Origin of the sequence: Streptomyces xiamenensis, assembly GCF_000993785.3 — a bacterium.
GTDB classification, from domain to species: Bacteria; Actinomycetota; Actinomycetes; order Streptomycetales; family Streptomycetaceae; genus Streptomyces; species Streptomyces xiamenensis.
Window position 1 is genome coordinate 2,866,432 of sequence record NZ_CP009922.3, and the last position, 22,980, is coordinate 2,889,411.

Annotated in this window: 22 protein-coding genes; 10 read left to right on the forward strand and 12 right to left on the reverse strand. The window is 71.0% G+C overall.

Going from position 1 to position 22,980, the window contains the following annotated elements; translation table 11 throughout:
- Positions 1–10 precede the first annotated feature (10 nt).
- The gene (locus SXIM_RS13085; protein WP_046724083.1) at positions 11–1,384 is read right to left on the reverse strand and encodes a serine hydrolase domain-containing protein; all 1,374 of its coding nucleotides are present in this window, start codon (positions 1,382–1,384) and stop codon (positions 11–13) included.
- A gap of 147 nt (positions 1,385–1,531) precedes the next feature.
- Between SXIM_RS13085 and SXIM_RS13090 the strand changes: the two genes are divergently transcribed.
- Entirely contained in the window at positions 1,532–2,431 is a 900-nt protein-coding gene (locus SXIM_RS13090) for a GNAT family N-acetyltransferase (RefSeq protein WP_046725629.1), read from the forward strand.
- On the opposite strand, the gene SXIM_RS13095 is transcribed toward SXIM_RS13090, so the two are convergent.
- A complete protein-coding gene (locus tag SXIM_RS13095; RefSeq protein ID WP_148236107.1) occupies positions 2,391–2,615 on the reverse strand; it encodes a hypothetical protein in 225 nt (74 codons plus the stop codon). The genes SXIM_RS13090 and SXIM_RS13095 overlap by 41 nt on opposite strands.
- A complete protein-coding gene (locus tag SXIM_RS13100) occupies positions 2,612–3,955 on the reverse strand; it encodes an MFS transporter (protein ID WP_078846907.1) in 1,344 nt (447 codons plus the stop codon). Before SXIM_RS13100 ends, SXIM_RS13095 begins: the two co-directional genes overlap by 4 nt.
- A 160-nt stretch (positions 3,956–4,115) precedes the next feature.
- On the opposite strand from SXIM_RS13100, the gene SXIM_RS13105 reads away from it, so the two are divergent.
- Both SXIM_RS13105 and SXIM_RS13110 read left to right on the forward strand, forming a co-directional pair.
- Positions 4,116–4,508 carry a VOC family protein gene (locus tag SXIM_RS13105; RefSeq protein ID WP_030732501.1) on the forward strand — a complete coding sequence of 131 codons (393 nt, stop codon included), beginning with the start codon at positions 4,116–4,118 and terminating at the stop codon, positions 4,506–4,508.
- 107 nt (positions 4,509–4,615) lie between these two features.
- Positions 4,616–5,365, forward strand: a complete 750-nt coding sequence (locus SXIM_RS13110; protein ID WP_030732504.1) for an SDR family NAD(P)-dependent oxidoreductase — start codon at positions 4,616–4,618, stop codon at positions 5,363–5,365.
- A 6-nt stretch (positions 5,366–5,371) separates the two neighbouring features.
- Here SXIM_RS13110 and SXIM_RS13115 read toward each other — a convergent pair whose 3' ends face one another.
- Positions 5,372–5,578: a hypothetical protein gene (locus SXIM_RS13115; RefSeq protein WP_046724087.1), complete on the reverse strand. Its 207-nt coding sequence runs from the start codon at positions 5,576–5,578 to the stop codon at positions 5,372–5,374.
- Positions 5,565–6,614: a DNA polymerase III subunit beta family protein gene (locus tag SXIM_RS13120; protein ID WP_030732509.1), complete on the reverse strand. Its 1,050-nt coding sequence runs from the start codon at positions 6,612–6,614 to the stop codon at positions 5,565–5,567. Before SXIM_RS13120 ends, SXIM_RS13115 begins: the two co-directional genes overlap by 14 nt.
- A 101-nt stretch (positions 6,615–6,715) precedes the next feature.
- Here SXIM_RS13120 and SXIM_RS13125 point away from each other — a divergent pair, with 101 nt between their 5' ends.
- Together SXIM_RS13125 and SXIM_RS13130 are read left to right on the forward strand one after the other, a co-directional pair.
- A complete protein-coding gene (locus SXIM_RS13125) occupies positions 6,716–7,123 on the forward strand; it encodes a MerR family transcriptional regulator (RefSeq protein ID WP_046724089.1) in 408 nt (135 codons plus the stop codon).
- Positions 7,120–7,443 carry a thioredoxin family protein gene (locus SXIM_RS13130; RefSeq protein ID WP_046724091.1) on the forward strand — a complete coding sequence of 108 codons (324 nt, stop codon included), beginning with the start codon at positions 7,120–7,122 and terminating at the stop codon, positions 7,441–7,443. Before SXIM_RS13125 ends, SXIM_RS13130 begins: the two co-directional genes overlap by 4 nt.
- A 40-nt stretch (positions 7,444–7,483) precedes the next feature.
- Here SXIM_RS13130 and SXIM_RS13135 read toward each other — a convergent pair whose 3' ends face one another.
- Positions 7,484–11,242 carry a replicative DNA helicase gene (locus SXIM_RS13135; protein WP_168222808.1) on the reverse strand — a complete coding sequence of 1,253 codons (3,759 nt, stop codon included), beginning with the start codon at positions 11,240–11,242 and terminating at the stop codon, positions 7,484–7,486.
- A 588-nt stretch (positions 11,243–11,830) separates the two neighbouring features.
- On the opposite strand from SXIM_RS13135, the gene SXIM_RS13140 reads away from it, so the two are divergent.
- Positions 11,831–13,162 carry an MATE family efflux transporter gene (locus tag SXIM_RS13140; RefSeq protein WP_046725630.1) on the forward strand — a complete coding sequence of 444 codons (1,332 nt, stop codon included), beginning with the start codon at positions 11,831–11,833 and terminating at the stop codon, positions 13,160–13,162.
- A 157-nt stretch (positions 13,163–13,319) separates the two neighbouring features.
- Here SXIM_RS13140 and rplI read toward each other — a convergent pair whose 3' ends face one another.
- From rplI to rpsF, 4 genes are all read right to left on the reverse strand, one after another.
- Positions 13,320–13,772: a 50S ribosomal protein L9 gene (gene rplI, locus SXIM_RS13145; protein WP_030732522.1), complete on the reverse strand. Its 453-nt coding sequence runs from the start codon at positions 13,770–13,772 to the stop codon at positions 13,320–13,322.
- A gap of 19 nt (positions 13,773–13,791) precedes the next feature.
- Positions 13,792–14,028: a 30S ribosomal protein S18 gene (rpsR, locus tag SXIM_RS13150; RefSeq protein WP_003978893.1), complete on the reverse strand. Its 237-nt coding sequence runs from the start codon at positions 14,026–14,028 to the stop codon at positions 13,792–13,794.
- A 75-nt stretch (positions 14,029–14,103) separates the two neighbouring features.
- The gene (locus SXIM_RS13155) at positions 14,104–14,679 is read right to left on the reverse strand and encodes a single-stranded DNA-binding protein (protein ID WP_030732525.1); all 576 of its coding nucleotides are present in this window, start codon (positions 14,677–14,679) and stop codon (positions 14,104–14,106) included.
- Positions 14,680–14,780: 101 nt separating this feature from the next.
- A complete protein-coding gene (gene rpsF / locus SXIM_RS13160) occupies positions 14,781–15,071 on the reverse strand; it encodes a 30S ribosomal protein S6 (protein WP_030732527.1) in 291 nt (96 codons plus the stop codon).
- A gap of 205 nt (positions 15,072–15,276) precedes the next feature.
- Here rpsF and SXIM_RS13165 point away from each other — a divergent pair, with 205 nt between their 5' ends.
- The 3 genes from SXIM_RS13165 (at position 15,277) to SXIM_RS13175 (ending at position 18,008) form a co-directional block, all read left to right on the forward strand.
- Positions 15,277–15,579, forward strand: a complete 303-nt coding sequence (locus SXIM_RS13165; protein WP_030732529.1) for a hypothetical protein — start codon at positions 15,277–15,279, stop codon at positions 15,577–15,579.
- Between the two features lie 186 nt (positions 15,580–15,765).
- Positions 15,766–16,884: a lipid II:glycine glycyltransferase FemX gene (locus tag SXIM_RS13170; protein ID WP_030732531.1), complete on the forward strand. Its 1,119-nt coding sequence runs from the start codon at positions 15,766–15,768 to the stop codon at positions 16,882–16,884.
- A gap of 92 nt (positions 16,885–16,976) precedes the next feature.
- The gene (locus SXIM_RS13175; RefSeq protein ID WP_030732533.1) at positions 16,977–18,008 is read left to right on the forward strand and encodes an alanine racemase; all 1,032 of its coding nucleotides are present in this window, start codon (positions 16,977–16,979) and stop codon (positions 18,006–18,008) included.
- 84 nt (positions 18,009–18,092) lie between these two features.
- Here SXIM_RS13175 and SXIM_RS13180 read toward each other — a convergent pair whose 3' ends face one another.
- Positions 18,093–19,175, reverse strand: a complete 1,083-nt coding sequence (locus tag SXIM_RS13180; RefSeq protein ID WP_030732536.1) for an inositol-3-phosphate synthase — start codon at positions 19,173–19,175, stop codon at positions 18,093–18,095.
- Positions 19,176–19,246: 71 nt separating this feature from the next.
- Complete coding sequence (locus tag SXIM_RS13185) at positions 19,247–19,879, reverse strand: PadR family transcriptional regulator (protein WP_030732538.1); 633 nt, start codon at positions 19,877–19,879, stop codon at positions 19,247–19,249.
- Positions 19,880–20,290: 411 nt separating this feature from the next.
- Between SXIM_RS13185 and SXIM_RS13190 the strand changes: the two genes are divergently transcribed.
- Positions 20,291–22,963, forward strand: coding sequence for a transglycosylase domain-containing protein (locus tag SXIM_RS13190; protein WP_046724098.1), 2,673 nt, complete (start codon positions 20,291–20,293; stop codon positions 22,961–22,963).
- Positions 22,964–22,980: the final 17 nt, after the last annotated feature.

The window sequence follows — 22,980 nt, forward strand, 5'->3', positions numbered from 1 at the left end:
CGGGCGTGGCTCACAGCCCGCCCCAGCCGCCGGGATCGGCGCCCCCGGGGGTGGGGGCGCCGGGGTCGTAGGGGGTGCGGGTGAAGATGAAGCTGCCCAGGTCGAGATGGGGTGCGGCGCCCTCGGGAACGGCGTGCAACGTCTCCCCGGCGTAATACCCCTCCAGGCCCTTCCAGCGCCGGCTGTCCCCGTCCACCGGCCGGAAGCGCGAGCCGCGCCCGCCGCCGTTCACCGGAGCGAGGGTGAGGGTGCGCCCCGCGAGCAGCCGCAGGGTGTGGGGGATGGTGCCCCAGTACCAGGTGCCGGTCAGGTCGAGCAGCCACGGCTCGGCGTCGGCGGCCGGCATCGGCCGCCAGGGGGCGGGCAGGACCGGCTCGCGGTCGGCGACCTCCGCCAGCAGCGCGGCGGCGAGCGCGCCGGCCCCGACGCCCGAGGTGGCGTTGGCGAACGCGACGGCCACCAGGCGCTCCTCGGGGCAGGTCCACAGCCCGGCGGTGAACCCCGGCATGGAGCCCCTGTGTCCGGCCAGCACCCGGCCGTCGTCCAGGGCCAGTTGCAGGCCCAGGCCGTAGGAGGACTCCCACTGCGGGTCCTGCGGGGCGACGGCCGGGACGCGCATCTCGGCGAGGGTACCGGCGTCCAGCACCCGCTCGTCGCCCTCCAGCAGGAAGCGGCCGAAGAGGCCCAGATCGGTGACCGTGGACCACAGCTGTCCGGCCGGGGCCATCCGCCCGGTGTCGGTGAGCGGCTCCGGCTGCACGGCGTCGGCGTACGGGTGCACCGCCCAGCCGCGCGCGTACGGGGCCTGCGGCAGCGCGGTGGTGCGGGTCATGCCCAGCGGCCGGAGCACCTCCTCGCGCAGCACGTCCTCGAACGGCGCGCCGCGCAGCCGCTCCACCAGGGCGCCGAGCAGCGCGTACCCGGGGTTGGAGTAGTGGTAGAGGCGGCCCGCGGGGTGCTTGTCCGGGGTGTCGCCGAAGATGTCGGCCAGTGCGGGACGCAGGGCGCCCTCGGTCCGTTCCCACCAGGGGCCGCGCGCCTCGGCGGCGAGGCCGGCGGAGTGCGAGAGCAGCTGGGCGAGGGTGGCGTCGCCGCCGTACGGGGCGTCGGGCAGATGAGTGCGCAGCCGGTCGCCGAGGTCCAGCAGCCCTGCGTCGCGCAGCCGCAGGACGAGGACGGCGGCGAAGGTCTTGGTGATCGACCCGATGCGGTACTGCCGGTGTGCGTCGGCGGCGCCCTCGCCGTGCGCGCCGTGCCACACCGGGGTGCCCTCCCGTACGACACCGGCGACCACCGAGGGCGCCCTGCCCCGGGCCTGGGCGGTGGCGACCCGGTGACGCAGGGCGCGGCGGGTCTCGGGCAGCAGCTGGTGATCATCAGTCATGGCGTCACCCTGCCACCGGCCCGGCCCGGGGAGTAGTACGCCGGACCTGCCGCGCTAAGGGGGCTCCGGGGCGGGTCGCCCCGGAGCCGGGTGCGCGACGGGAAAACCGGTCGCGGCGAACGCGTGCGGCGGGTAAGCCTGGACGGCGTGCCGACCTCATCACTCACGCTGCCCGTCCGCCGTCTCACCCGCGCCGATCTGCCGGCGGCCCTGGACCTGGCCGCCGACCGGTCCTGGGCCCGGGAGGCGCACAAGTGGCGGCTGCTGCTCAGCGCGGGAACGGGGTACGGGATCGACGCCCCGGCCGATGACCCGGTGGGCGGTCTGATCGGGGCGTTCGTCCTGACCCCCTACCCCGGGTACCGGTGCGTCAGCATGGTGCTGGTCGCGCGGCGCCACGAGCGGCGCGGGCTCGGGGAGCGGCTGATGCGGCACGCGATCGCCGAGTCGGGGGACGCGGTGGTCTTCCTGAGCGCGACCGACAACGGCCGTCCGCTGTACGAGAAGCTGGGCTTCACGGCGGTGGGCGCGGTGACGACGCTCCAGGGCCCGTTCACCGGGGCGGACCCAGGCCAGGGCGACACGTTCCAGGACGACGGGCACGGCCGGGACGGGGTACGGGTCCGGCCGGCCACGGCGGCCGACATGCCGGGACTGCTGGCCCTGGACCGGCCGGTGTTCGGTACCGACCGCACCGAACTGCTCGCCCGGCTGCCGTCGTTCGCCGACCGGCTGGCGGTGGCGCAGGCGCCGGACGGGCAGCTGACCGGTTACGCGGCCTCCTGGCCGAACGTCACCACCACGGTGATCGGCCCGGTCGTGGCGCAGGACCTCCGCACGGCGCGAGCCCTGATCTCCCACCTCGGCGCGGCGGCCACGCTGCCGCTGCGGTACGACGTGGACGACCGCCACCCCGAGCTGGCCGGCTGGCTGCGCTCCCGGGGACTGTCGGGCGACTTCCGGTGCACCCTCATGGTGCGCGGCGCCACGGACCTGCCCGGAGACATCAGCCGCCGGTTCGCACCGTACTCGGTGGCGCTGGGCTGAACCGGACGACGGCGGAACGCCGTTCCAGCGTGACGGCGAGGTCCCCGCCGAAGCCGAGCGCGGTCATGGCCTTCGCCGGCAGCACCTCGGGTTCGCGCAGCGCGGCCGGCTCGCCCCGCAGCCCGGCGACCGGTGCCGGGGCCGGTGCTCCGCCGCCGGCCGGCTCCCCGACCCGGTGCGTCACCAGGGCCGCCACCCCGGCCTGAGCCCCGGCGCCCGGCGCCGCACCACCCCGGCCCCCGCCCCTTCCCGAGCGCCGACGCGCCGCACCTCGCGCAGCGGGGCCGAGCACAGCGTCCCCACACCCGTCGCGGCCACCGCCAGCGCACACCCGGCCAGCACCACCCCCACCGGTATCCGCTCGGCCGCCGCGCCCAGCGTCAGATGCATCAGCAGCAGCGACCCGGTCTGCACCATCGTCAAAATCGCCTGCACCCGGGAGAGATGGGACTCCGGCGCCGCCGTCAGAATCAGCGGCGCCACATGCGCCGCGAACAGCCCGTTCCCGGCCCCCACCAGCAACCCGGATGCCACCGCCACCACCGGCGACGCCACCAGCCCCAGCACGGCGATCCCCCCGCCCGCCACCAGCAGCCCTACCCCCGCCGCGACCCCCGGCCGTTCCGCACTCCCGCGCCGCAGCACCACCAGCGACACCGCGACGATCCCCAGCGCCTGCGCACCACTCACCAGACCCACCGGCTCCGCGCCCCAGCCCCGCTCCCGCGCCAGCAGCGGCACCAGCAGCGACACCACCGGCAGCAGGAACGCCGCCGCCACCGACACCACCCCCAAAGACACCCGCAACAGCCGGTCCCGCCACACCAGCCGCAGCCCGTCCGCGATGTCCCCGAGCATCGAACCCCCGGCCCCGCGCCCGGCACCCTCCCCCGCGAACCGGCCCCGTATCCCCACCAGCACCGCCAGCATCAGCGAGAACGTGCCCACCTGCACCAGCGCCGCCCCGCCCAGCCCCGCCCGCGACACCAGCACCCCGCCCAGCGAGCCGCCCGCGAACATCGTCAACTGCACCCCCGTCTGCCGCAGCGCCAGCGCCCGGGGCAGCACCGCCGCCCCCACCAGCCGCCGCGGCATCGACCCCGAGGCCGGCAGATAGAACGCGTCCACCACCCCCGTCAGCAGCGCGGCCGCCAGCAGCAGCCACACCGGCGACCCGAACCGCCACGCCGACAGCGCCACCCCCAGCGACACCACCACCATGGCGAGATCCCCCGCCACCATCACCCGCCAGGCACCCGCCCGGTCCCCCAGCGCGCCCCCGACCAGCAACAGCGCGAAGCGCGGCAGATTGACGGCGGTCAGCACCGCACCGGCCACCATCCCCCCGTGCGCCGAAGCGGCCCACCCCAGCGCGAAGAACATCACACTCGTGCCCAGCATCGACACCAGCGCACCGGCCAGCCACATCCGGTACACCCCGGGCAACCGCACGGCGGGAGCGGCACAGGCGGGATCGGCGGGATCGGTGGCACCGGGCGCGGTGGACGTCGGGGCAGCGGTCATGCCCCAGACCGTAGGGCGACGCACTGACAACCCGGCCAGGCAGCCGAAAAGTTATCCACAGGACCCCGAATTCTGTGGACAATCAGACCGGCCTGGCGCCCCGCCCGCACCCGTCCGTTTCCTTCAAGACCCCCGCCACACCCCCGCCTACGCTGCCCGCATGGCACCACGATGCGACCTCATCGGACTGATCACCGACGACCTCAGCGCCTCCCTCGCCTTCTACCGGCGACTCGGCCTCGACATCCCCGACACCGCCCCCGACACCCCCCACGTCGAGGCCCTGCTCCCCGGTGGACTGCGCCTGGCCTGGGACTCCGTCGCCACCATCACCTCCTTCCAGCCCGACTGGACCCCACCCCGCGGCGGACAGCGCATCAGCCTCGCCTTCCTGTGCGACAACCCCGCCGAGGTCGACTCCCTCTACGCCGAACTCACCGCCGCCGGCCACCCCGGCGCCACCCCGCCCTGGGACGCCGTGTGGGGCCAGCGCTACGCCACCGTCCTGGACCCTGACGGCAACCACATCGACCTGTTCGCCCCCCTCGGCTGACCCCACCGGCCCCGCTCCGCAGCCCGCACCACCACCCCCGCACCCACCCCGTACCACGCCGCGATCAAGCCCATCCCACCGCACACCACCGCATTACAGTGCACCGCATGACCGCACTCCAAGGGAAAACCGCCGTCGTCACCGGAGGCTCACGCGGCATCGGCCGGGCCGTCGTGGAACGACTCGCCCGCGACGGAGCCCACGTCGTCTTCAACTACGCCCGCAGCGAGGCAGCCGCCGCCGAGGTCGTCGCCGCCGTCCAGCGCTCCGGCGGCCCCGGCAGCGCCCACGGCGTCCTCCTCGACCTCACCAGCCCCGGAGCCGCCGAGGAACTCCTCGACCAAGCGACAAGGTTGCACAGCACCCCCGACATCATCGTCAACAACGCCGCCCTCTCCTTCCCCCCGACCCCGCTCGCCGAGACCGACCCGGCCGCCTTCGACGCGGTCATGACCGTCAACACCACCGCCGTCTTCCGCACCCTGCGCCACGCCGCCCGCCACATGCCCGACGGCGGCCGGATCATCAGCGTCTCCTCCCTCAACACCACCCGACCCGCACCCGGCATCGCCGCGTACGCCGCCAGCAAGGGCGCCCTCGAACAGCTCACCGCCGTCGCCGCCCAGGAACTCGGCCCCCGCGGCATCACCGTCAACACCGTCTCCCCCGGCGCCACCGACACCGACATGCTGCGCGGCACCAACCCGCCCGAGGCCCTCGAACACGTCGCCGCCCTCACCCCACTGCGCCGCCTGGGCACCCCCGCAGACGTCGCCGACGTCATCGCCTTCCTCGCCGGCCCCGACGGCCGCTGGATCACCGGCCAGAACCTCCACGCCACCGGCGGCCTGACCTGACCCGCCCTACCCGCCCAACGCCGCCACCACCTCCCGCGCGGAAGCCCACTCCCGCTCCCCGGCCGTGGCCCGCGTCCGCGCCACATAGTGCGCGGCCACGCACCGCTCATAGTCGTCCGACGCCACCTCCCAGGCACGCAGGAACAGTTCCCCGTCATCGTCCGCCATGCCCCGCGCACACAGCCGCACCACCGGGTTCTCAGGATCCATCACGCACCGGCATCACCAGCGTCGTGAAACTGCCCTGATCCGCCGAGCGCACCAGCACCGGCCCGCACCCCGGCTCCCCCAGCTCCAGCAGCACATCGGGCCCCACCGCCGACTCCACCGCCCCGGCCAGCACCACCGGATCGAACGCCACCCGCACCCCGGGCCCCGTGACCAGCGCCGGCACCCGCACCCCACCGACCGTCAGCCCCTCATCCCCCGCCGTACGGACCACCACCGGCCCCGAATCCCGCTCCAGCGCCGCACACAGCGCCACCCGGTCCGCGATCACCCGGTGCCGTACCGGCTCCAGACCCTCCAGCACCAGCCGGTACGCCGGGAACTCCCCCTCCGTCAGGCACACCTCACGCACCCGCTCCCCGTCCCGCACCCGCGCCCGGCCCGCACCGGACACCTCAAGCACCACCTCACCGGCACCCCGCGCCCACTCCGCGACCTCCCGCAGCTCCACCGCCTCCACCAGCAGCGGCCCCGGCCACGCACCGGGCACCGTCCGGGCCCGCAACGTCCGCACCGACAGCCGGTACCGGTCCGTCGCCACCAGCCGCACCTCCTCCCCGGCCGCCTCGACCAGAACACACCGCAACAGCGGATGTCCGGGATCGGTCGCCGGCACCACCTGCCGCACCGCACCGGCCAACTCCGCACCGCCCAGCACGACCCGCGCCGGCACCGCCCCCGGCCACTCCCGCAACACCTCGGCGAACACCGCGCCCGCCGCCCGCGCCTCCTCCCGGGTACGCCGCTGCCACTCCTCCAGCACCGCACGCCCCCGCTCGGCCGGACCGTCCAGCACCACGGCGGCCTCCACCAGCGGCAGCCCCGCACCGCGCAGCCGGCGCAACAGCACCGCGCGCTCCGCCTGGCCCGGCGCGTACCGCCGGTAGCCCGTCACCGCGTCGACCTCGGCCGGCGGCAGCACCCCGCAGTCGTCGTAGAAGCGCAACGCGCTGGGGCTCAGCCCGGCCAGCCGGGCGAACGCCCCGATCCCGAGCAACATCTCGTCCTGGTCCTCGTCCATGCCGCTCATGCTGAGCCTTCAGCCAACCCGAAGGTCAAACCCCGGCACCACGACACCCGGCCCTTGCCCTGACGCCGACGTCAACGTTTACCGTCACCGACATGCGCATCAGTGAACTCGCCGAACGGGCCGGGGTCAGCACCCGCACCCTGCGCGATGGGGGCACCTCCCGGCCGAAGGCTGGGGGAGAAGCGCGCGGCCTGCTCAGCGCCCCGCGCGCCGCCAACGGATACCGCGTCTACGACGACGCCGACCTGGAAGTGGTGCGCCAGATCCGCACCCTCCAGGGTTCCGGCTTCGGCCTGGAGGAGACCCGCCCGTTCGTCGAGTGCCTGCGGGCAGGCCATCCGCGCGGCGACTCCTGCCCCGACTCGCTCGACGTGTACCGCAGGAAGCTCGCCGAGATCGACGCGCTCATGGAGCGGCTGCGGGCGGTACGCGCCGAGGTGAGCGAGCGGCTGCTGCGCTCCGCGACGGAACCGAAATGCCACCTGGGAGGCTCACCATGAAAACCCGGCTCGCCGACGTCACCGACGCCACCTTCGCCGAGGAGGTCCTGGCGGCGGACCTTCCCGTTCTGCTGAAATTCACCGCCGACTGGTGCCCGCCCTGCCACCAGCTGAGCCCGGTCCTGGCCGCGATCGCCACCGAACGGGCCGGGGAACTGAAAGTCGCCGAACTGAACGTGGACCACAACCCCGCGACGGCCACCACCTACGGCGTGCTGTCGGTCCCCACCCTGATCCTCTTCCGCGCCGGCGAACCCGTGACCTCCCTGGTGGGCGCCCGCAGCAAGCAGCGCCTGCTCCGGGAACTCGACGGCCGGTAGCCACCGGCCACGGCGGGCGGGGCCGCCGGGGCCGCCGGGCTCAGAACCCGCCCTCCATGTTGACGAAGCGCGAGTAGTGGCCCTGGAACGCCACCGTGATGGTGGCCGTGGGGCCGTTACGGTGCTTGGCCACGATCAGGTCCGCCTCGCCCGCCCGGGGGGACTCCTTCTCGTAGGCGTCCTCCCGGTGCAGCAGGATCACCATGTCCGCGTCCTGCTCGATGCTGTTGTGGATGTTGATGCCATTGGCGACGAAGTTGTGGGTCCCGGGCACCGTCGCGTCGAAGACCTCCCGTTCCCCCAGGCTCCGCACCGAGACGACCTCGTCCCAGAACACATCACTGGTGGCCAGCAGTTCGAGATCCTCGGCCCGCAGCACCTCCGCGACCCGGCCCAGCCTGCCCCGGCTCGGGGCACTGCGGTAGAGCGCCGAGCCGTTGTAGCGCACCCCCAGGGCGCTCTGGAACGCACGGGTGCTCATGTGCTCGACGCCCATCAGCGCGCGGACGGTCCCCCAGACCTCATTGGGAACCGTGTCGATGTTGGTGTTCATCCGGACGTTGCGCAGTCGCTCGGCGGCCGTCACGACATGCCGTGCCCGGGCCCCGTGGACTCCCACCCGCTCCAGGAAGCGGCGCTGGTCCTCCACTCCGGAGATGTCCAGGGTCCAGCCCGGACGGCCGGGGGAACCGGTCACCGAGCGCAGCCGGGCGCGAATGTCCAGCCGCAGCAGCAGCAACTGCAGGTCACGGGCGAGTCGTTCGCTCGTCGTCGCGTAGTACACGCGCACCGCTCCCGACCGCGACACGGTCACCGAGCCGTCGGTGGCCCACAGGTGGCGCAGGAAGAGCCTCAGCTGCTCGTCCGGCAGGGCGAAGATCCCGCCCGGCAGGAACTTCTCATGAGAACGCTTGCCGTAGAGACCGAAGCCGTCGAGCCACTCCGCGATCGGGTTGCGGCGCCCACGCCCGGTCGGGTGCGGCGAGGGCAGGTACAGATGCCACCAGCTGTCCTGCCGCACCAGCCGCGGAGTGATACCGAAATGCGCCGCGGCCTCCTTCACCGCGGTCAGATTGGCCTCGTCGTTGCTCGTGTAATGCACGGGCTGGCGCGGCGCGACACAGCCGTCACCGATCAGGTGGGCGAGCATGATCAGCTCAGCCTCGGGCCATTCCCTCGTGTGCTGCGGCACGCCCGTCCCGCGCGGCACCGCGATCCGCGAACCGGGTGACAGCTCGCCCAGCGGCCGCCAGCCGTCGTACATCAGGAACGGGTGATTCGCGGTGGCGTCGATTTCCCGCCCCGAGGCGAGCGTGAGCCGGAATACCTCTTTGACTCCGCTGGAGAAGACATGGGTCATCGGCCGGCGGACCAGTCGCAGCTGCTCGTCCAGCGACCACACGGGGAAGCCGCGTTCGCCGCTCTCCATCAACTCGGCGATGGTCACCTCCGCACCGGTGTCGGCGCGCAGAATTCTGGTCTCGGCCGTGACACAGCCCGATTCACGCAGGTCGGAGACCATCGGCTTCTTGTCGGTGCGCTGCTCGGGGCCACGGTTCAGCTGGGAGAGCGCGATGACCGGGACCTCCAGCTCCTTCGCCAGCAGCTTCAGGTTCCGGGACATCTCCGAGACCTCCTGCTGCCGGCTCTCCGGCCGGCGGCTGCCGCCGGACTGCATCAGCTGGAGATAGTCGATGACGACCAGCCGCAGATCGTTGCGCTGCTTGAGCCGCCGGCACTTGGCGCGGATCTCCATCATCGACAGGTTCGGAGAGTCGTCGATGTACAGCGGCGCGTCGTTGACCTCCGTCATCTGCCGCGCCACCCGGGTCCAGTCCTCGTCCGTCATGCTGCCCGACCGCATGTGGTGCAGCGCCACCCGCGCCTCGGCGGACAGCAGACGCATGGCGATCTCGTTGCGCCCCATCTCCAGCGAGAAGATGACGCTCGGCAGCTTGTGCTTGATGGAGCACGCGCGGGCGAAGTCCAGCGCGAGCGTCGAGTTGTGTGTGGGCACCATCGAACGGGTGGCGAGGTACAGGTGATCCGGGTTGTCCACCTGGACACAGCGGACCGGAACGCTCGCGACCTCCCGGACAGCGGTGATGACGCGCTGCCCGAGCTTCGCCGTCCCGGGACGCCTGCGCTCCGCGTGCATCCGCCGCTTGCGTCCCAGCGCGAACACCTCATCCGTGGGGGTGAACGTGATGACGTACGCGGTGGACGACCCCACGGAGCGCCCGTTGACCGCCTTGGTCCGCACTCCACAGCGGTAGCCGAGGCCGACGACCAGCTCACGGAATCCCTCGGCCAGCCGTCGGCTGACCACCGCGAACTGCACCGATCCGGTGTTCGTGACCGTCCCGTCCGTGTCCAGCAGCCCGGCCAGGAGTGCTCTGCGCTGCGCGACGGAGCCGCGCAGATAGCTGAGCGGAATGTGCTTGTCCCCCAGCACACCCAGCTCTCTCAACTGCACCAGGAGGCTGCCGTGCCTCCGGTGGCAGGAGGCGCACCGCGGCTCGGGCGAGGCCGAGAAGCACGTCTCGCCGCAGTCCACGCAGGTGGTGCGGGGCTGGGGGTCCGAGACGAACCGGGCCTTGCCGCCGCAGGAGCGGCCGCAGGTCCGCACGTGGGCGAGCTTGGGCGCGTACGGCTTGCCGCAGACGACACACGTCCGCTCGACCGGCTCGGGTGCGTGGACGGCGAACCGCAGGGCGTAGGTGATCGAGGACCCGACCCGGCGGACGTCGAAGCCCTCGTCGGCGATGCGGCGGACGAGTTCCGCGTCCGCCGAGGTGATCCTGGCGGCGGCGCTGTGACCGTCGCCGAGCCAGGCGCCCAGGACGTACGGAGGAATGGGCAGGTCCCGCTGAGGCAGGTCGAGCGGGGCCGTGTTCCGTACGGTGTGGTTGTGGCGGCCGTCGGCGGTGAGGCAGTGGAGGGTCTCGGCGATTTCCTTGGTGGTTCTGACCGCCGCCGGGACGTGTGCGGACCTGCGCGAGGCCCTGGTGTCCGTGAGCCACTGGTGGTCCGCGTCGGCGATCACGGTCGTGCCGTCGTCGAAGGACACCTCGTAGCACGGCCGTCCGGTCATCACCTCGGTGGCTTCCACCACCCGCGTCGGCCGGCCCGACGCGTCGAGCAGGTGGTCACCCGGACGCACCTCTCCCATGGTGGTCCACCCGGTGGGGGTGGGCAGCGGGGTGTCGAGCGCCAGCGCCTTGCCCATGGCCGGCCGGGCCGCGATGACGATCATCTGGCCGGGGTGGAGACCGTTGGTCAGGGAGTCCAGGTCGGTGAAGCCGGTGGGGACGCCGGTCATCTCGCCGCTGCGGGCGCCGATGGCCTCGATCTCGTCGAGGGCGCCCTCCATGATGTCGCTGAGCGGCAGGTAGTCCTCCGACGTCCGCTGCTCGGTGACCTGGTAGACCTCCGCCTGCGCCGTGTTGACGATGTCGTCGACGTCGCCGTCCGCCGCGTATCCCATCTGGGTGATGCGGGTGCCGGCCTGCACCAGGCGGCGCAGCACCGCCTTGTCGTGGACGATCTCCGCGTAGTACAGGGCGTTGGCGGCGGTGGGCACCATCTGCACGATGGAGTGCACATAGCCCGCGCCGCCCACCTTGGCGAGTTCGCCGCGCTTGGTCAGTTCGTTGGCGACGGTGATGGGGTCGGCCGGCTCGCCCTTGGCGTACAGGTCGAGGATCGCCGCGTAGATCGTCTCGTGGGCGGGCTTGTAGAAGTCCGCGCCCCGCAGCGTCTCGACCACGTCGGCGATGGCGTCCTTGGACAGCAGCATGCCGCCCAGCACCGACTGTTCGGCGCGGACGTCCTGCGGCGGGACGCGTTCGAAGGCGGTGGACGACGCGCCGTCGTCCGGGCCGGAGCCATGGCCCTGCCCGGCCCCGGGGCCGCCGCGGGCCGGCGGCGGCCCGTCGCCCGACGCCGCGTCGTCCCAGGGGGGTTCACCGTGCTCGAAATCGGCCACTGACCCCACCTCCTCCCGGACCCGTTGTACGGCACGGCTCCGACATTTCCGTACCGAGCGCGGACCTACGCTACGGCAGTCGGCCGGTGGTCGGGACAGCCGGGGGAGGGCTCCGCCGGACAAGTTATCCACAGGCTATGTGGATTTCAGATCGCGTCCTGTGGATAAGTCGGGACTTCCTGTGGACAGGGCGCGGCACCCTCCCGCCACCACACGTCCATGATCCACTTCGCACCCCCTCTGACCTGGGCGTTCACTGTCCGCCCACCCCCGATTACGGGAACACCCGTTCACTCGCCGGGCTCACGTCAACACCCGCAGAACATCACACCGGAGGCCGACCGAGGTAAGGATCACAAAACCATTGCGTCTATTACCTGTGGATGTTTGGATCTCCTCGTGTCCCAGCAGAGCGCCACGCACCGCCGCCACGACCGCGAGATACTCACCCTCGCCCTCCCCGCCTTCGGCGCCCTCGTCGCCGAACCCCTCTTCCTCCTCGCCGACAGCGCCATGATCGGCCACCTCGGCACCCCCCAGCTCGCCGGCCTCGGCATCGCCGCCGCCATCCTCACCACCGCGGTCAACGTCTTCGTCTTCCTCGCCTACGCCACCACCGCCGCCGTCGCCCGCCGCCTGGGCGCCGGCGATCTGCCCGCCGCCCTGCGCCAGGGCATCGACGGCATCTGGCTCGCCGCGCTCCTGGGCCTGGCCGTCGTCCTCATCGGCGTCCCCACCGCCCCCGCCCTCGTCGACGCCCTCGGCGCCTCCGCCACGGCCGCCCCGCACGCCACCACCTACCTGCGCATCAGCATCCTCGGCATCCCCGCCATGCTCATCGTGCTCGCCGCCACCGGCGTCCTGCGCGGCCTCCAGGACACCCGCACCCCGCTCTACGTCGCCATCGGCGGCTTCACCTCCAACGTCGCCCTTAACGGACTGTTCATCTACGGCCTCGGCTGGGGCATCGCCGGCTCCGCGTGGGGCACCGTCATCGCCCAGTTCGGCATGGCCGCCGTCTATCTGCGCACCGTCCTGGCCGGCGCCCGCCGGCACCACGTCGCCCTGTGCCCCGACCCGGCCGGCATCCGCGCCAGTGCCAGGGCCGGCGCCCCGCTGCTGGTCCGCACCCTGTCACTGCGCGCCATCACCCTGCTCGCCACCCTGGTCGCCGCCCGGCTCGGCGACGCGGATGTCGCCGCCCACCAGATCGCCCTGACCATCTGGACGCTGCTCGCCTTCGCCCTCGACGCCATCGCGATCGCGGGCCAGGCCATCATCGGCCGCTATCTGGGCGCGGGCGACGCGGCCGGCGCCCGGGCGATCTGCCGCCGCATGATCGGCTGGGGCGTCGTCTCCGGGATCGTGCTCGGCGCCCTGGTCGCCGTGCTCGGCCCGCTCGGCATGCCGCTGTTCACCGGTGACGACGCCGTGCACGAGCGGCTGCTGCCTGTCCTGCTGATCATCGCCGTCACCCAGCCCATCGCCGGGGTGGTCTTCGTCCTGGACGGCGTCCTGATGGGCGCGGGCGACGGCACCTACCTGGCCGCCGCCATGCTGCTCACCCTCGCCGTCTTCGCCCCCGTGGCACTGCTGGTCCCCACCATCGGCGGCGGCGTCAGCACCCTGTGGTGGGCGGTGGCCGGACTGATGATGGCCACCCGCCTGGTCACCCTGGGGCTGCGCACCCGCACCGGACGCTGGCTGATCACCGGCGCCGAGCGCGCCTGACAGCCGCTTCCGGCCGGACCGGAGGACGGCGACGCAGGACGGCAACGGAAACGGCGCCGGTCGCGGACCCCGCCCTGCTGGGACGGGGACGCGACCGGCGCCGTACCGGTACTGCCTACCGCGTGCCGCGGATCACCGAAGGATCACCGCGGACCGCTCACTTCGCGGACGAGTCGACGTGCAGTCCGACCTTCGCCACGACCTCCGGGTGCAGCCGGACCGAGACCTGGTGGGTACCCAGGCTCTTGATCGGGTTGCTGAGCTCGATGCGACGCTTGTCGACATCGGGACCACCGGAGGTCTTCACCGCGGAGACGATGTCCGCGGGGGTGACCGAACCGAACAGCCGGCCGCCGGAGCCCGCACGGACCTTCAGGCGGACCGTGACCTTCTCCAGCTGCGCCTTGATGTCGTTCGCCTGCTCGATCGTGGCGATCTCGCGGATCTTGCGCGCGCGCCGGATCTGCTCGACGTCCTTCTCGCCACCCCGGGTCCAGCGGATCGCGACACCGCGGGGAAGCAGGTAGTTACGGGCGTACCCGTCCTTCACCTCGACAACGTCACCGGCCGTGCCCAGGCCGGAGACCTCGCTCGTCAGGATGATCTTCATGATGCTGAACCATCCTTCCTTAGCGCGCGGTCGAGGTGTAGGGCAGCAGCGCCATCTCACGGCTGTTCTTCACGGCCGTGGCGACGTCACGCTGGTGCTGGGTGCAGTTGCCGGTGACCCGGCGGGCACGGATCTTCCCGCGGTCGGAAATGAACTTCCGCAGCAGGTTCGTGTCCTTGTAGTCCACATAGGAGATCTTCTCCTTGCAGAACACGCAAACCTTCTTCTTTGGCTTGCGAGCAGGCGGCTTCGCCATGGTCTCTCTCCGTTGATCTCAATAAGAAGTGAATAGCCGAGCCCGGCCGTTCCCTTCAGCCCGCCGGAGCGGGCCTCAGAACGGGGGCTCCTCCGAGTAGCCGCCGCCGGAGCCACCGCCGCCCCAGCCGTTACCACCGCCGCCCTGCTGGCCACCACCGGCCGGCGCGCCGGTCGCCCACGGGTCACCCCCGGGAGCGCCGCCACCGCCCTGCTGCTGGCCCTGGCCGCCACCGGGGCCACCGCCCCAGCCGCTGCCGCCACCCTGACCGCCGCGGCCGCCGCCGCTCGCGCCCCGGGTGACCTTGGCAGTCGCGGTCTTCAGGCTGGGGCCGACTTCCTCGACGTCCAGCTCGTAGACCGTGCGCTTGATGCCCTCCCGGTCCTCGTACGACCGCTGCTTGAGGCGGCCCTGCACGATGACACGCATCCCCTTGGTCAGGGACTCGGCGACGTTCTCCGCCGCCTGCCGCCAGACGGAGCAGGTCAGGAACAGGCCTTCGCCGTCCCGCCACTCGTTGCTCTGCCGGTCGAAGATGCGCGGCGTGGACGCGACACGGAACTTCGCGACCGCCGCACCTGAGGGGGTGAAGCGCAGCTCGGGGTCGTCGACCAGATTGCCGACAATCGTGATGACGGTCTCGCCTGCCATGGTGAACCTCTCGGCGGGGTGCTAACTGCTGTTGCTGCGATGATTACTTATGGCACTGACATCGCTACTCGGTGTCCCGCTGATCCCGCGGAGCGTGATGCTCAGTGGGTCGAGGGACGGAGGACCTTGGTCCGCAGAACCGACTCGTTGAGGTTCAGCTGCCGGTCGAGTTCCTTGACGGTCTCGGGGGCTGCCTGCAGGTCGATGACGGAGTAGATGCCCTCGGGCTTCTTGTTGATCTCGTAGGAGAGCCGACGGCGACCCCACGTGTCGATCTTCTCGACCTTGCCGTTGCCCTCACGGACGACAGCAAGGAAGCTCTCGATCAGCGGGGCGACAGAGCGCTCCTCAAGATCGGGATCGAGGATGATCATCAGTTCGTACTGACGCATTGTGGAACCCACCTCCTCTGGACTCAGGCGGCCACGGGCGATCCGTGGCAGGAGGGTCGTGATGCGTGTCCCCTGCCGTCAGTGACGAAGCACGGGACAGTACACCGTACCCGGCGAGCACCTTCCGGTTGAAATCCGGCCCCGACCCGAGCAACCTGGAGAGATCGGGTACACGGCTTCCGCAGCGCTCCGCAGGAGGTTCCCCATGGCCCACATGACGCTCAGCAGCGTCTTCAACTCCGACGGCCACCCCCACCCCGTCCCCAACATCCTCGCCGCCGTCACCGCGGTCCTCGGCCCGGCGGCGCTCCTTCTCTCCCTGTGGCCCGGCATGCACCTGGCGGCCTCCTGGGCCGGCCTGGCGGGCATCGCCACCGGCGGCTGGGGCCAGCTGGTGTCCGCCACCACGGCCGAACGCTTCGTGCTGGTCATCGGCCTGGGCGCCGCCGCCACCGGCTTCTATCTCGGTATGGCGCACGGCGGCCTGTTCGGCGGTGTCCTGGGCTGACCGGGCGCTGCGGCCACGGCCCGGCGCTGTTCCGCCCGTGCGCCGGGCCGGTACGGGAACGCCCTCCGCCCCGCGCCCGCAGCCGCCCCGATCCGGCCCCCCGGGCAGGCCGCCGCGCCCCCGGCGTCCACCGCGCCGCTAGGCTTCCCGCCAGACGCCGCGATTGACGCCCAAGGAGCGCCCCGAATGAGCCTGACCCTGAGGACCATCAGCCGCGAGGAGCATCTGGCGTATATCCGCTCCCTGCCGGCCGCCAGCCACATGCAGGTGCCGGCCTGGGGCGATGTCAAGGCCGAGTGGCGGACGGAGTCCCTGGGCTGGTTCGACACATCCGGTGTCTGCGTGGGCGCGGGCCTCGTCCTCTACCGGCAGCTGCCCAAGGTCAAGCGCTACCTCGCGTACCTCCCCGAGGGCCCGGTCATCAACTGGTTCGCGCCCAATCTGGAGGAGTGGCTGCGGCCGATGCTCGCGCACCTCAAGAAGCAGGGTGCGTTCTCGGTCAAGATGGGCCCGCCGGTGGTCATCCGCCGCTGGAACGCCGCCGCCATCAAGGCCGGCATCCAGAACCCCGAGGTCAAGCGGCTGCGCGACGTCGAGGCCAGCGAGCTGGAGCCGCGTGCCTTCGAGGTCTCCGACAAGCTGCGCCGGATGGGCTGGCAGCAGGGCGAGGAGGAGGGCGCCGGGTTCGGCGACGTCCAGCCCCGCTACGTCTTCCAGATCCCGCTCAAGGACCGCTCCCTGGAGGATGTCCACAAGGGCTTCAACCAGCTGTGGCGCCGCAACATCAAGAAGGCCGAGAAGGCCGGCGTCGAGGTGGTGCGGGGCAGTTACGACGATCTGCCGCTGTGGCAGGAGCTGTACGAGGTCACCGCGGTCCGTGACAAGTTCCGGCCGCGCCCGCTGGCGTACTTCGAGCGCATGTGGAAGGCGCTCAACTCCGAGGACCCGGACCGCATGCGGCTGTACATCGCCAAGCACGAGGGAGAGGCGGTGGCCGCCGCCACCATGCTGATCGTGGGCGGCCATGTGTGGTATTCGTACGGTGCCTCCGCGAACCACAAGCGTGAGGTGCGGCCCTCCAACGCGATGCAGTGGCGCATGCTCCAGGACGCCCAGGCGCTGGGGGCCCACGTGTACGACCTGCGGGGCATCGGCGACTCGCTGGAGGACACGGACCATCTCTTCGGCCTGATCCAGTTCAAGGTGGGTACGGGCGGGGAGGCGGCCGAGTACCTGGGCGAGTGGGATTTCCCGCTCAACAAGCTGCTGCACAAGGCGCTCGACATCTACATGTCGCGACGCTGACGACGCCGACCCGCACCCCGCCCCCACCGCGTTCCCTCCCCCCACACCCCTTCCCACCTCGTACAACCCCAACAGAAGGGTCCCTCCCGGCCATGGCGCTCACCCTTTACGTCGACACCGACCGCTGGCGGGCGCACCAGCGGAAGATCGTCGCCGACTTCCCCGACCTGGTGCCGGTCTGCAAGGGCAATGGCTACGGCTTCGGTCACGACCGGCTCGCCGAGGAGGTCACCGAGCTGGGCATCGAGACGCTGGCGGTCGGCACGGCGTACGAGGCCGAGGCCATGAAGGACCGCTTCAGCGGCGACCTGCTGGTGCTGACCCCCTACCGGCGAAGCGAGGAGCCGGTTCCTCTCCCCGATCGGGTGATTCGTTCGGCCTCCTCGGTGGACGGGGTGTACGGGCTGGTGGGGTCCCGGGTGGTCGTCGAGGTGATGAGCTCGATGCGCCGGCACGGGGTGACACCGGCGGATCTGGGGAAGCTGAGCGCGGCGCTGGAGGACGTGCGGCTTGAGGGCTTCGCGATCCACCTGCCGCTGGACCGCACCGACGGCACCGACGGGGTCGAGGAGGTCATCGGCTGGATGGACCGGCTGCGGGCCGCCCGGCTGCCGCTGGACACCATGTTCGTGAGCCACCTCAGCGCCGAGGAGCTGAACCGGCTGCGCCAGCAGTTCCCGCAGACCCGGTTCCGGGCGCGGATCGGCACCCGGCTGTGGCTGGGGGACCACACGGCGACGGAATACCGCGGCGCGGTGCTCGATGTGACGCCGGTGGCCAAGGGGGACCGCTTCGGGTACCGGCAGCAGAAGGCACCCGGGGACGGCTGGCTGGCGGTGGTGGCCGGTGGCACCTCGCACGGCGTGGGCCTGGAGGCGCCCAAGGCGCTGCACGGGATGTCCTCGCGGGCGAAGGGGATGGCGCGGGCCGGGCTGGCCACGGTGAACCGCAACCTGTCGCCGTTCGTGTGGGACGGCAAGCAGCGGTGGTTCGCGGAGCCGCCGCACATGCAGGTGTCGATCCTGTTCGTGCCGGCCGAGTCCAAGGGGCCCAAGGTCGGGGACGAGCTGCGGGCGATCCTGCGGCACACCACCACGCAGGTGGACCGGGTCGTCGACGAGTGAGCGGACGCATCTCCTGAACCATGACGGCGGCCCGGGCAGATGCCCGGGCCGCCGTCATGGGGGAGCGTGTCGCGTGAGCGTCGCTCAGCGCTCCAACTCGCCGTTGATGAACTTCTCCACGTTGTCGCGGGCCTCGTCGTCGAAGAACTGGACCGGCGGGGACTTCATGAAGTACGAGGACGCGGAGGTGATGGGGCCACCGATGCCGCGGTCCTTGGCGATCTTCGCGGCGCGCAGCGCATCGATGATCACACCGGCGGAGTTGGGGGAGTCCCAGACCTCCAGCTTGTACTCCAGGTTCAGCGGCACGTCGCCGAAGGCGCGGCCCTCGAGGCGGACGTACGCCCACTTGCGGTCATCGAGCCACGCGACGTAGTCGGAGGGGCCGATGTGCACGTTGCCCTCGCCCAGTTCGCGGTCGCGGATCTGGGAGGTGACGGCCTGGGTCTTGGAGACCTTCTTGGACTCGAGCCGGTCGCGCTCCAGCATGTTCTTGAAGTCCATGTTGCCGCCGACGTTCAGCTGCATGGTGCGGTCCAGGATGACCCCGCGGTCCTCGAACAGCTTGGCCATGACGCGGTGCGTGATGGTGGCGCCGACCTGGGACTTGATGTCGTCACCGACGATCGGGACACCGGCCTCGGTGAACTTGTCCGCCCACTCCTTGGTGCCGGCGATGAAGACCGGGAGCGCGTTGACGAAGGCGACCTTGGCGTCGATGGCGGCCTGCGCGTAGTACTTGGCGGCGTCCTCGGAGCCGACCGGCAGGTAGCAGACCAGGACGTCGGCCTTGGTGTCCTTGAGGACCTTCACGATGTCGACGGGCTCGGCCTCGGACTCCACGATGGTCTCGCGGTAGTACTTGCCCAGGCCGTCCAGGGTCTGGCCGCGCTGGACGGTGACGCCGGTGGCCGGCACGTCGGCGATCTTGATGGTGTTGTTCTCGCTGGCGCCGATGGCGTCCGCCAGGTCGAGGCCGACCTTCTTGGAGTCGACGTCGAAGGCGGCCACGAACTCGATGTCCGAGATGTGGTAGTCGCCGAACTGGACATGCATCAGACCCGGCACCCGGCTGTCCGGGGCGGCGTCCTTGTAGTACTCGACGCCCTGTACCAGCGAGGCGGCGCAGTTGCCCACGCCGGCGATGGCTACGCGAACCGAACCCATTCCGGTTGCTCCCTGTGTGTGTTTCGGCATGGCCCCACGCCGTCGCGGGGCCCGGAATTGTCAAGTGATGGTCAAGTGGTGGTGTCGTTGTCGCCGGAGCCACCCGGCGGACCGGAACCACCCGGCGGAGCGGTGCCGCGCTCGCGGCCCTCCCGCTCGCTCTCGATCAGCTCATTGAGCCAGCGGACCTCGCGCTCCACGGACTCCATGCCGTGGCGCTGCAGCTCCAGCGTGTAGTCGTCCAGCTTCTCCCGGGTACGGGCCAGGGAGGCGCGCATCTTGGCGAGACGCTCCTCCAGGCGGCTGCGGCGGCCTTCCAGCACCCGCATCCGTACATCACGTGAGGTCTGGCCGAAGAAAGCGAACCGGACACCGAAGTTGTCGTCTTCCCAGGCGTCGGGGCCGGTCTGGGTCAGAAGCTCCTCGAAGCGTTCCTTGCCGGGGCCCGTGAGCCGGTAGACGATACGGGCGCGCCGCCCCGACAGCGCGGTGGCCCGTGGGTCCTCCGCGTCGCTGCCGGGCTCCTCGGCGAGCCATCCGTGCTGGACCAGCGTCTTGAGACAGGGGTAGAGGGAGCCGTAGCTGAACGCCCGGAAGACGCCCAGCGAGGTGTTGAGCCGCTTGCGCAGCTCGTACCCGTGCATCGGGGATTCCCGCAGGAGCCCGAGTACGGCGAACTCCAGGACTCCGGAGCGTCGGCTCACGGCTGGAATCACCTCCCGGGTGGACTGCCTGTCGTGTCGTGCTGTGTCTGAACGGTCTGTATCGCTCATGCGATGTATTGGGTCGATGTATCGGCCCGATACATCGCCACGATAGAACGGCCCGAGAGGTGCTGCAAGAGGGGTCCTGGTGAAGGGGATCACATCTTCGCTTCACTGAAAGTTAAATGACCGAAGTGGCTGTTATGCCAGGAAAATTGGCCTTTGGGGCTGCGTACCCTGAACCCCGTGTGCGGATCACTGTCCGGGAACCCTGGGGCCGAATTCAGCGTCCTCGTTCACGGTGACGTGCGTCCAGGCCATTGGCCGGGCCGCGCACAACGGGGGGACTGCAAGACACCACACGTCATTGCCGCAGCAGACGTCTCACGTCTGTCCGAGGAGTAGCTGTCCATGAGCGAGCACCGTCGCAAGCCGCCGCAATCGCGCGGCCGCCGCGCCGCGGCGCCTTCCGGCCGCCGGGCCGCGCCGCCGCCGCCGCGCGAGGAGAGCGGCGGGAGCGGGCATCGGCGCGAGGCAGCCGCGAACGCGGCCGAAGGCGCGGGCCGCCGCGCCGCCAGGCGTCGGCCGGAGCCCCCCCCGAAAAAGCGATTCATCGACTACCCGCGCGCCCAGCACACGGGCGCGCGCCGCTGGCTGCCCTCCTGGAAGCAGGTCCTGGGCTCGGCGATCATCTTCATGGGCATGCTGGTCGGTCTGGTCGGCCTGGCGTACGCGATGGTCGACATCCCGGACCCGAACAGGGCCGCCGAGAGCCAGAAGAACGTCTACTACTGGGACGACGGCACGGAGATGGTCGTCGCGGGCGGCGGTGACTACAACCGGCAGATCATCCCGTTCACCGAGATCCCCACCGACATGGTGGACTCGGTGGTCGCCGCGGAGAACGCGACGTTCTGGGAGGACCCCGGCGTCGACCTCAAGGGCATCGCCCGCGCCGTGGTGAACATGGCCCAGGGCGGGGACACCCAGTCCGGCTCGACCATCACCCAGCAGTACGTGAAGAACATGTACCTGGACCAGAGCCAGACGCTGAGCCGTAAGTTCAAGGAACTGCTGATCTCGGTCAAGGTGTCCTCCGACGTACCCAAAGAAGAGATCATGGCCGGGTACCTCAACACCGCGTACTTCGGCCGGGGGGCCTACGGCATCCAGGCGGCGGCCCGGGCGTACTACGACAAGGACGCCAAGGACCTCAACGCCAATGAGTGTGCCTACCTCACGACCCTGCTGAAGGGCGCCGACCTCTACGACACCTCGGGCGGTCTTGGCGGCGCCGAGCGCGCCCCCGCCAACATCGAGCGGGCCACCAACCAGTGGGTGACGGTCCTGGACCGCCGGGTCGCGGTCGGCAACATGGACAAGTCGGAACGCGACGAGTACACCGAGTTCCCGATGCCGCAGGAGCTCAAGCCGGCCACCAACCTGGCCGGCCAGATCGGCTACCTCAAGGAACTGGCCGACAACTACCTGATCAACAACGACGACATCGACGTCGACGCGGACAAGCTCGCCATGGGCGGCTACTCCATCCACACCACCTTCAACCAGGAGATGGTGCGCCAGATGGAGGAGGCGGTCCAGCAGGTCATCGACGACAATCTGGACCCGGAGAACCGCGAGGAGGACGAGCACGTCCAGTTCGGCGGCGCGGCGGTGGTCCCCGGTGACGGTGCGGTGGTCGCCATCTACGGCGGGCACAACGCGGTCGAGCACTACCTGAACAACGCCAACAACGCAGGGGCCCAGGTCGGTTCGACCTTCAAGCCCTTCGTCCTGGCGGCGGCGATGCGCGACGGCGTGCGGGATCCGCAGAAGCCGGCCGATCAGCCGGACAAGGACCGCACCCCGATCTCGCCGGAGAGCGTCTACTCCAGCGAGAACAATCTGCTGATCCGCAACTACGACGGGGAGATCTGGTACGGCGAGGACCCCGAGACGGGCGAGGACAAGGAATGGCATCAGCCGAACTTCGAGGCCGGTGAAGAGGGAGACATCACCATTCGCCGCGCGATGGAGATCTCCTCCAACTCCCCCTTCGTCCAGTTGGGCATGGACGTCGGCCCGGCCAAGGTCAAAGAGGCCGCCATGGACGCGGGGCTGCTGGAAAGCACCCTGGGCCCGGCGGACGACAGCGTTCCCTCCTTCGCCCTCGGTGTCTCCACCCCGGGCCCGATCCGGATGGCCACCGCGTACGCCACCTTCGCGGCCAGCGGCGAGCAGGCCGACCCGTACTTCGTGACCCACGCGGAGCGCGAAGGCGTGTCCGTCTACGAACACGAGACGAAGCCCGAACGGCACTTCGAAGCCAACATCGCCGACAACGTCACCGATGTGCTGGTCAATGTGGTGACCGGTGAACAGGGCAGTGGCCGGAAGGTACAGGCGCTCGGGCGACCCGTCGCCGCCAAGACGGGCACCACGGACGGCAACAACAGCGCCTGGTTCGTCGGCTACACGAAGCAGCTCTCCACGGCGATCGGCATGTGGCGCTTCCCGGACTCCGAGGACATCGACCCCGCGGACCGCAAGTTCCTCTCCATGCGCGGCACCGCCGGGATGGAGAAGATCACGGGTGGGTCGCTCCCCGCCGACATCTGGCTCGGCTTCATGAAGGAAGCCACCAAGAACGACCCCGTCGAGGACTTCCCCAAGCCCGGCAAGGTCGGCGAGGAGTACCGCGGCATCGGCACCGAGCCCGAGCTGCCCGACCCGCCGCCGGTCGAGGAGACCGAGGAGCAGGACGAGCCCGAGGTCGACGAGAGCGAGGAGCCGGAGACCGACCCGGAGCCCGACCCGCCGGCCGACCCGGACCCGGACCCGACCGACTCCTGTCAGCCCGGAGACCAGAACTGCGCCAGCGGTGGCAGCTCCCAGGGCGGCGACAGCGGAGGGAACGGCCTCCCGGGCGGGGGCAACGCCGGCAATATCGAGGGCGGCAGCGGCACCGACTCCGGAGCGGACGCGGGAGCGGACGCCGGAGCGGACGCGGGCTCCGGAGAAACCGACTCCAGCGGGGATTCCGACAGCGGAGCCTCAGGCTGGTGGAGCGGAGGAACCGGTTAGCGGTTCCGACAGCTAGC

What these genes read in the sequence shown, in the direction of transcription:
- SXIM_RS13190 (WP_046724098.1), top strand. Translation starts at nt 20,291, where the DNA reads ATGAGCGAGCACCGTCGCAAGCCGCCGCAATCGCGCGGCCGCCGCGCC.
- SXIM_RS13130 (WP_046724091.1), top strand. Translation starts at nt 7,120, where the DNA reads ATGAAAACCCGGCTCGCCGACGTCACCGACGCCACCTTCGCCGAGGAG.
- SXIM_RS13135 (WP_168222808.1), bottom strand. Translation starts at nt 11,242, where the DNA reads ATGCTGCTGTCCAAGGACGCCATCGCCGACGTGGTCGAGACGCTGCGG.
- SXIM_RS13100 (WP_078846907.1), bottom strand. Translation starts at nt 3,955, where the DNA reads ATGACCGCTGCCCCGACGTCCACCGCGCCCGGTGCCACCGATCCCGCC.
- rpsR (WP_003978893.1), bottom strand. Translation starts at nt 14,028, where the DNA reads ATGGCGAAGCCGCCTGCTCGCAAGCCAAAGAAGAAGGTTTGCGTGTTC.
- rpsF (WP_030732527.1), bottom strand. Translation starts at nt 15,071, where the DNA reads ATGCGTCAGTACGAACTGATGATCATCCTCGATCCCGATCTTGAGGAG.
- rplI (WP_030732522.1), bottom strand. Translation starts at nt 13,772, where the DNA reads ATGAAGATCATCCTGACGAGCGAGGTCTCCGGCCTGGGCACGGCCGGT.
- SXIM_RS13175 (WP_030732533.1), top strand. Translation starts at nt 16,977, where the DNA reads ATGGCGCTCACCCTTTACGTCGACACCGACCGCTGGCGGGCGCACCAG.
- SXIM_RS13170 (WP_030732531.1), top strand. Translation starts at nt 15,766, where the DNA reads ATGAGCCTGACCCTGAGGACCATCAGCCGCGAGGAGCATCTGGCGTAT.
- SXIM_RS13105 (WP_030732501.1), top strand. Translation starts at nt 4,116, where the DNA reads ATGGCACCACGATGCGACCTCATCGGACTGATCACCGACGACCTCAGC.
- SXIM_RS13120 (WP_030732509.1), bottom strand. Translation starts at nt 6,614, where the DNA reads ATGGACGAGGACCAGGACGAGATGTTGCTCGGGATCGGGGCGTTCGCC.
- SXIM_RS13110 (WP_030732504.1), top strand. Translation starts at nt 4,616, where the DNA reads ATGACCGCACTCCAAGGGAAAACCGCCGTCGTCACCGGAGGCTCACGC.
- SXIM_RS13165 (WP_030732529.1), top strand. Translation starts at nt 15,277, where the DNA reads ATGGCCCACATGACGCTCAGCAGCGTCTTCAACTCCGACGGCCACCCC.
- SXIM_RS13155 (WP_030732525.1), bottom strand. Translation starts at nt 14,679, where the DNA reads ATGGCAGGCGAGACCGTCATCACGATTGTCGGCAATCTGGTCGACGAC.
- SXIM_RS13180 (WP_030732536.1), bottom strand. Translation starts at nt 19,175, where the DNA reads ATGGGTTCGGTTCGCGTAGCCATCGCCGGCGTGGGCAACTGCGCCGCC.
- SXIM_RS13085 (WP_046724083.1), bottom strand. Translation starts at nt 1,384, where the DNA reads ATGACTGATGATCACCAGCTGCTGCCCGAGACCCGCCGCGCCCTGCGT.
- SXIM_RS13125 (WP_046724089.1), top strand. Translation starts at nt 6,716, where the DNA reads ATGCGCATCAGTGAACTCGCCGAACGGGCCGGGGTCAGCACCCGCACC.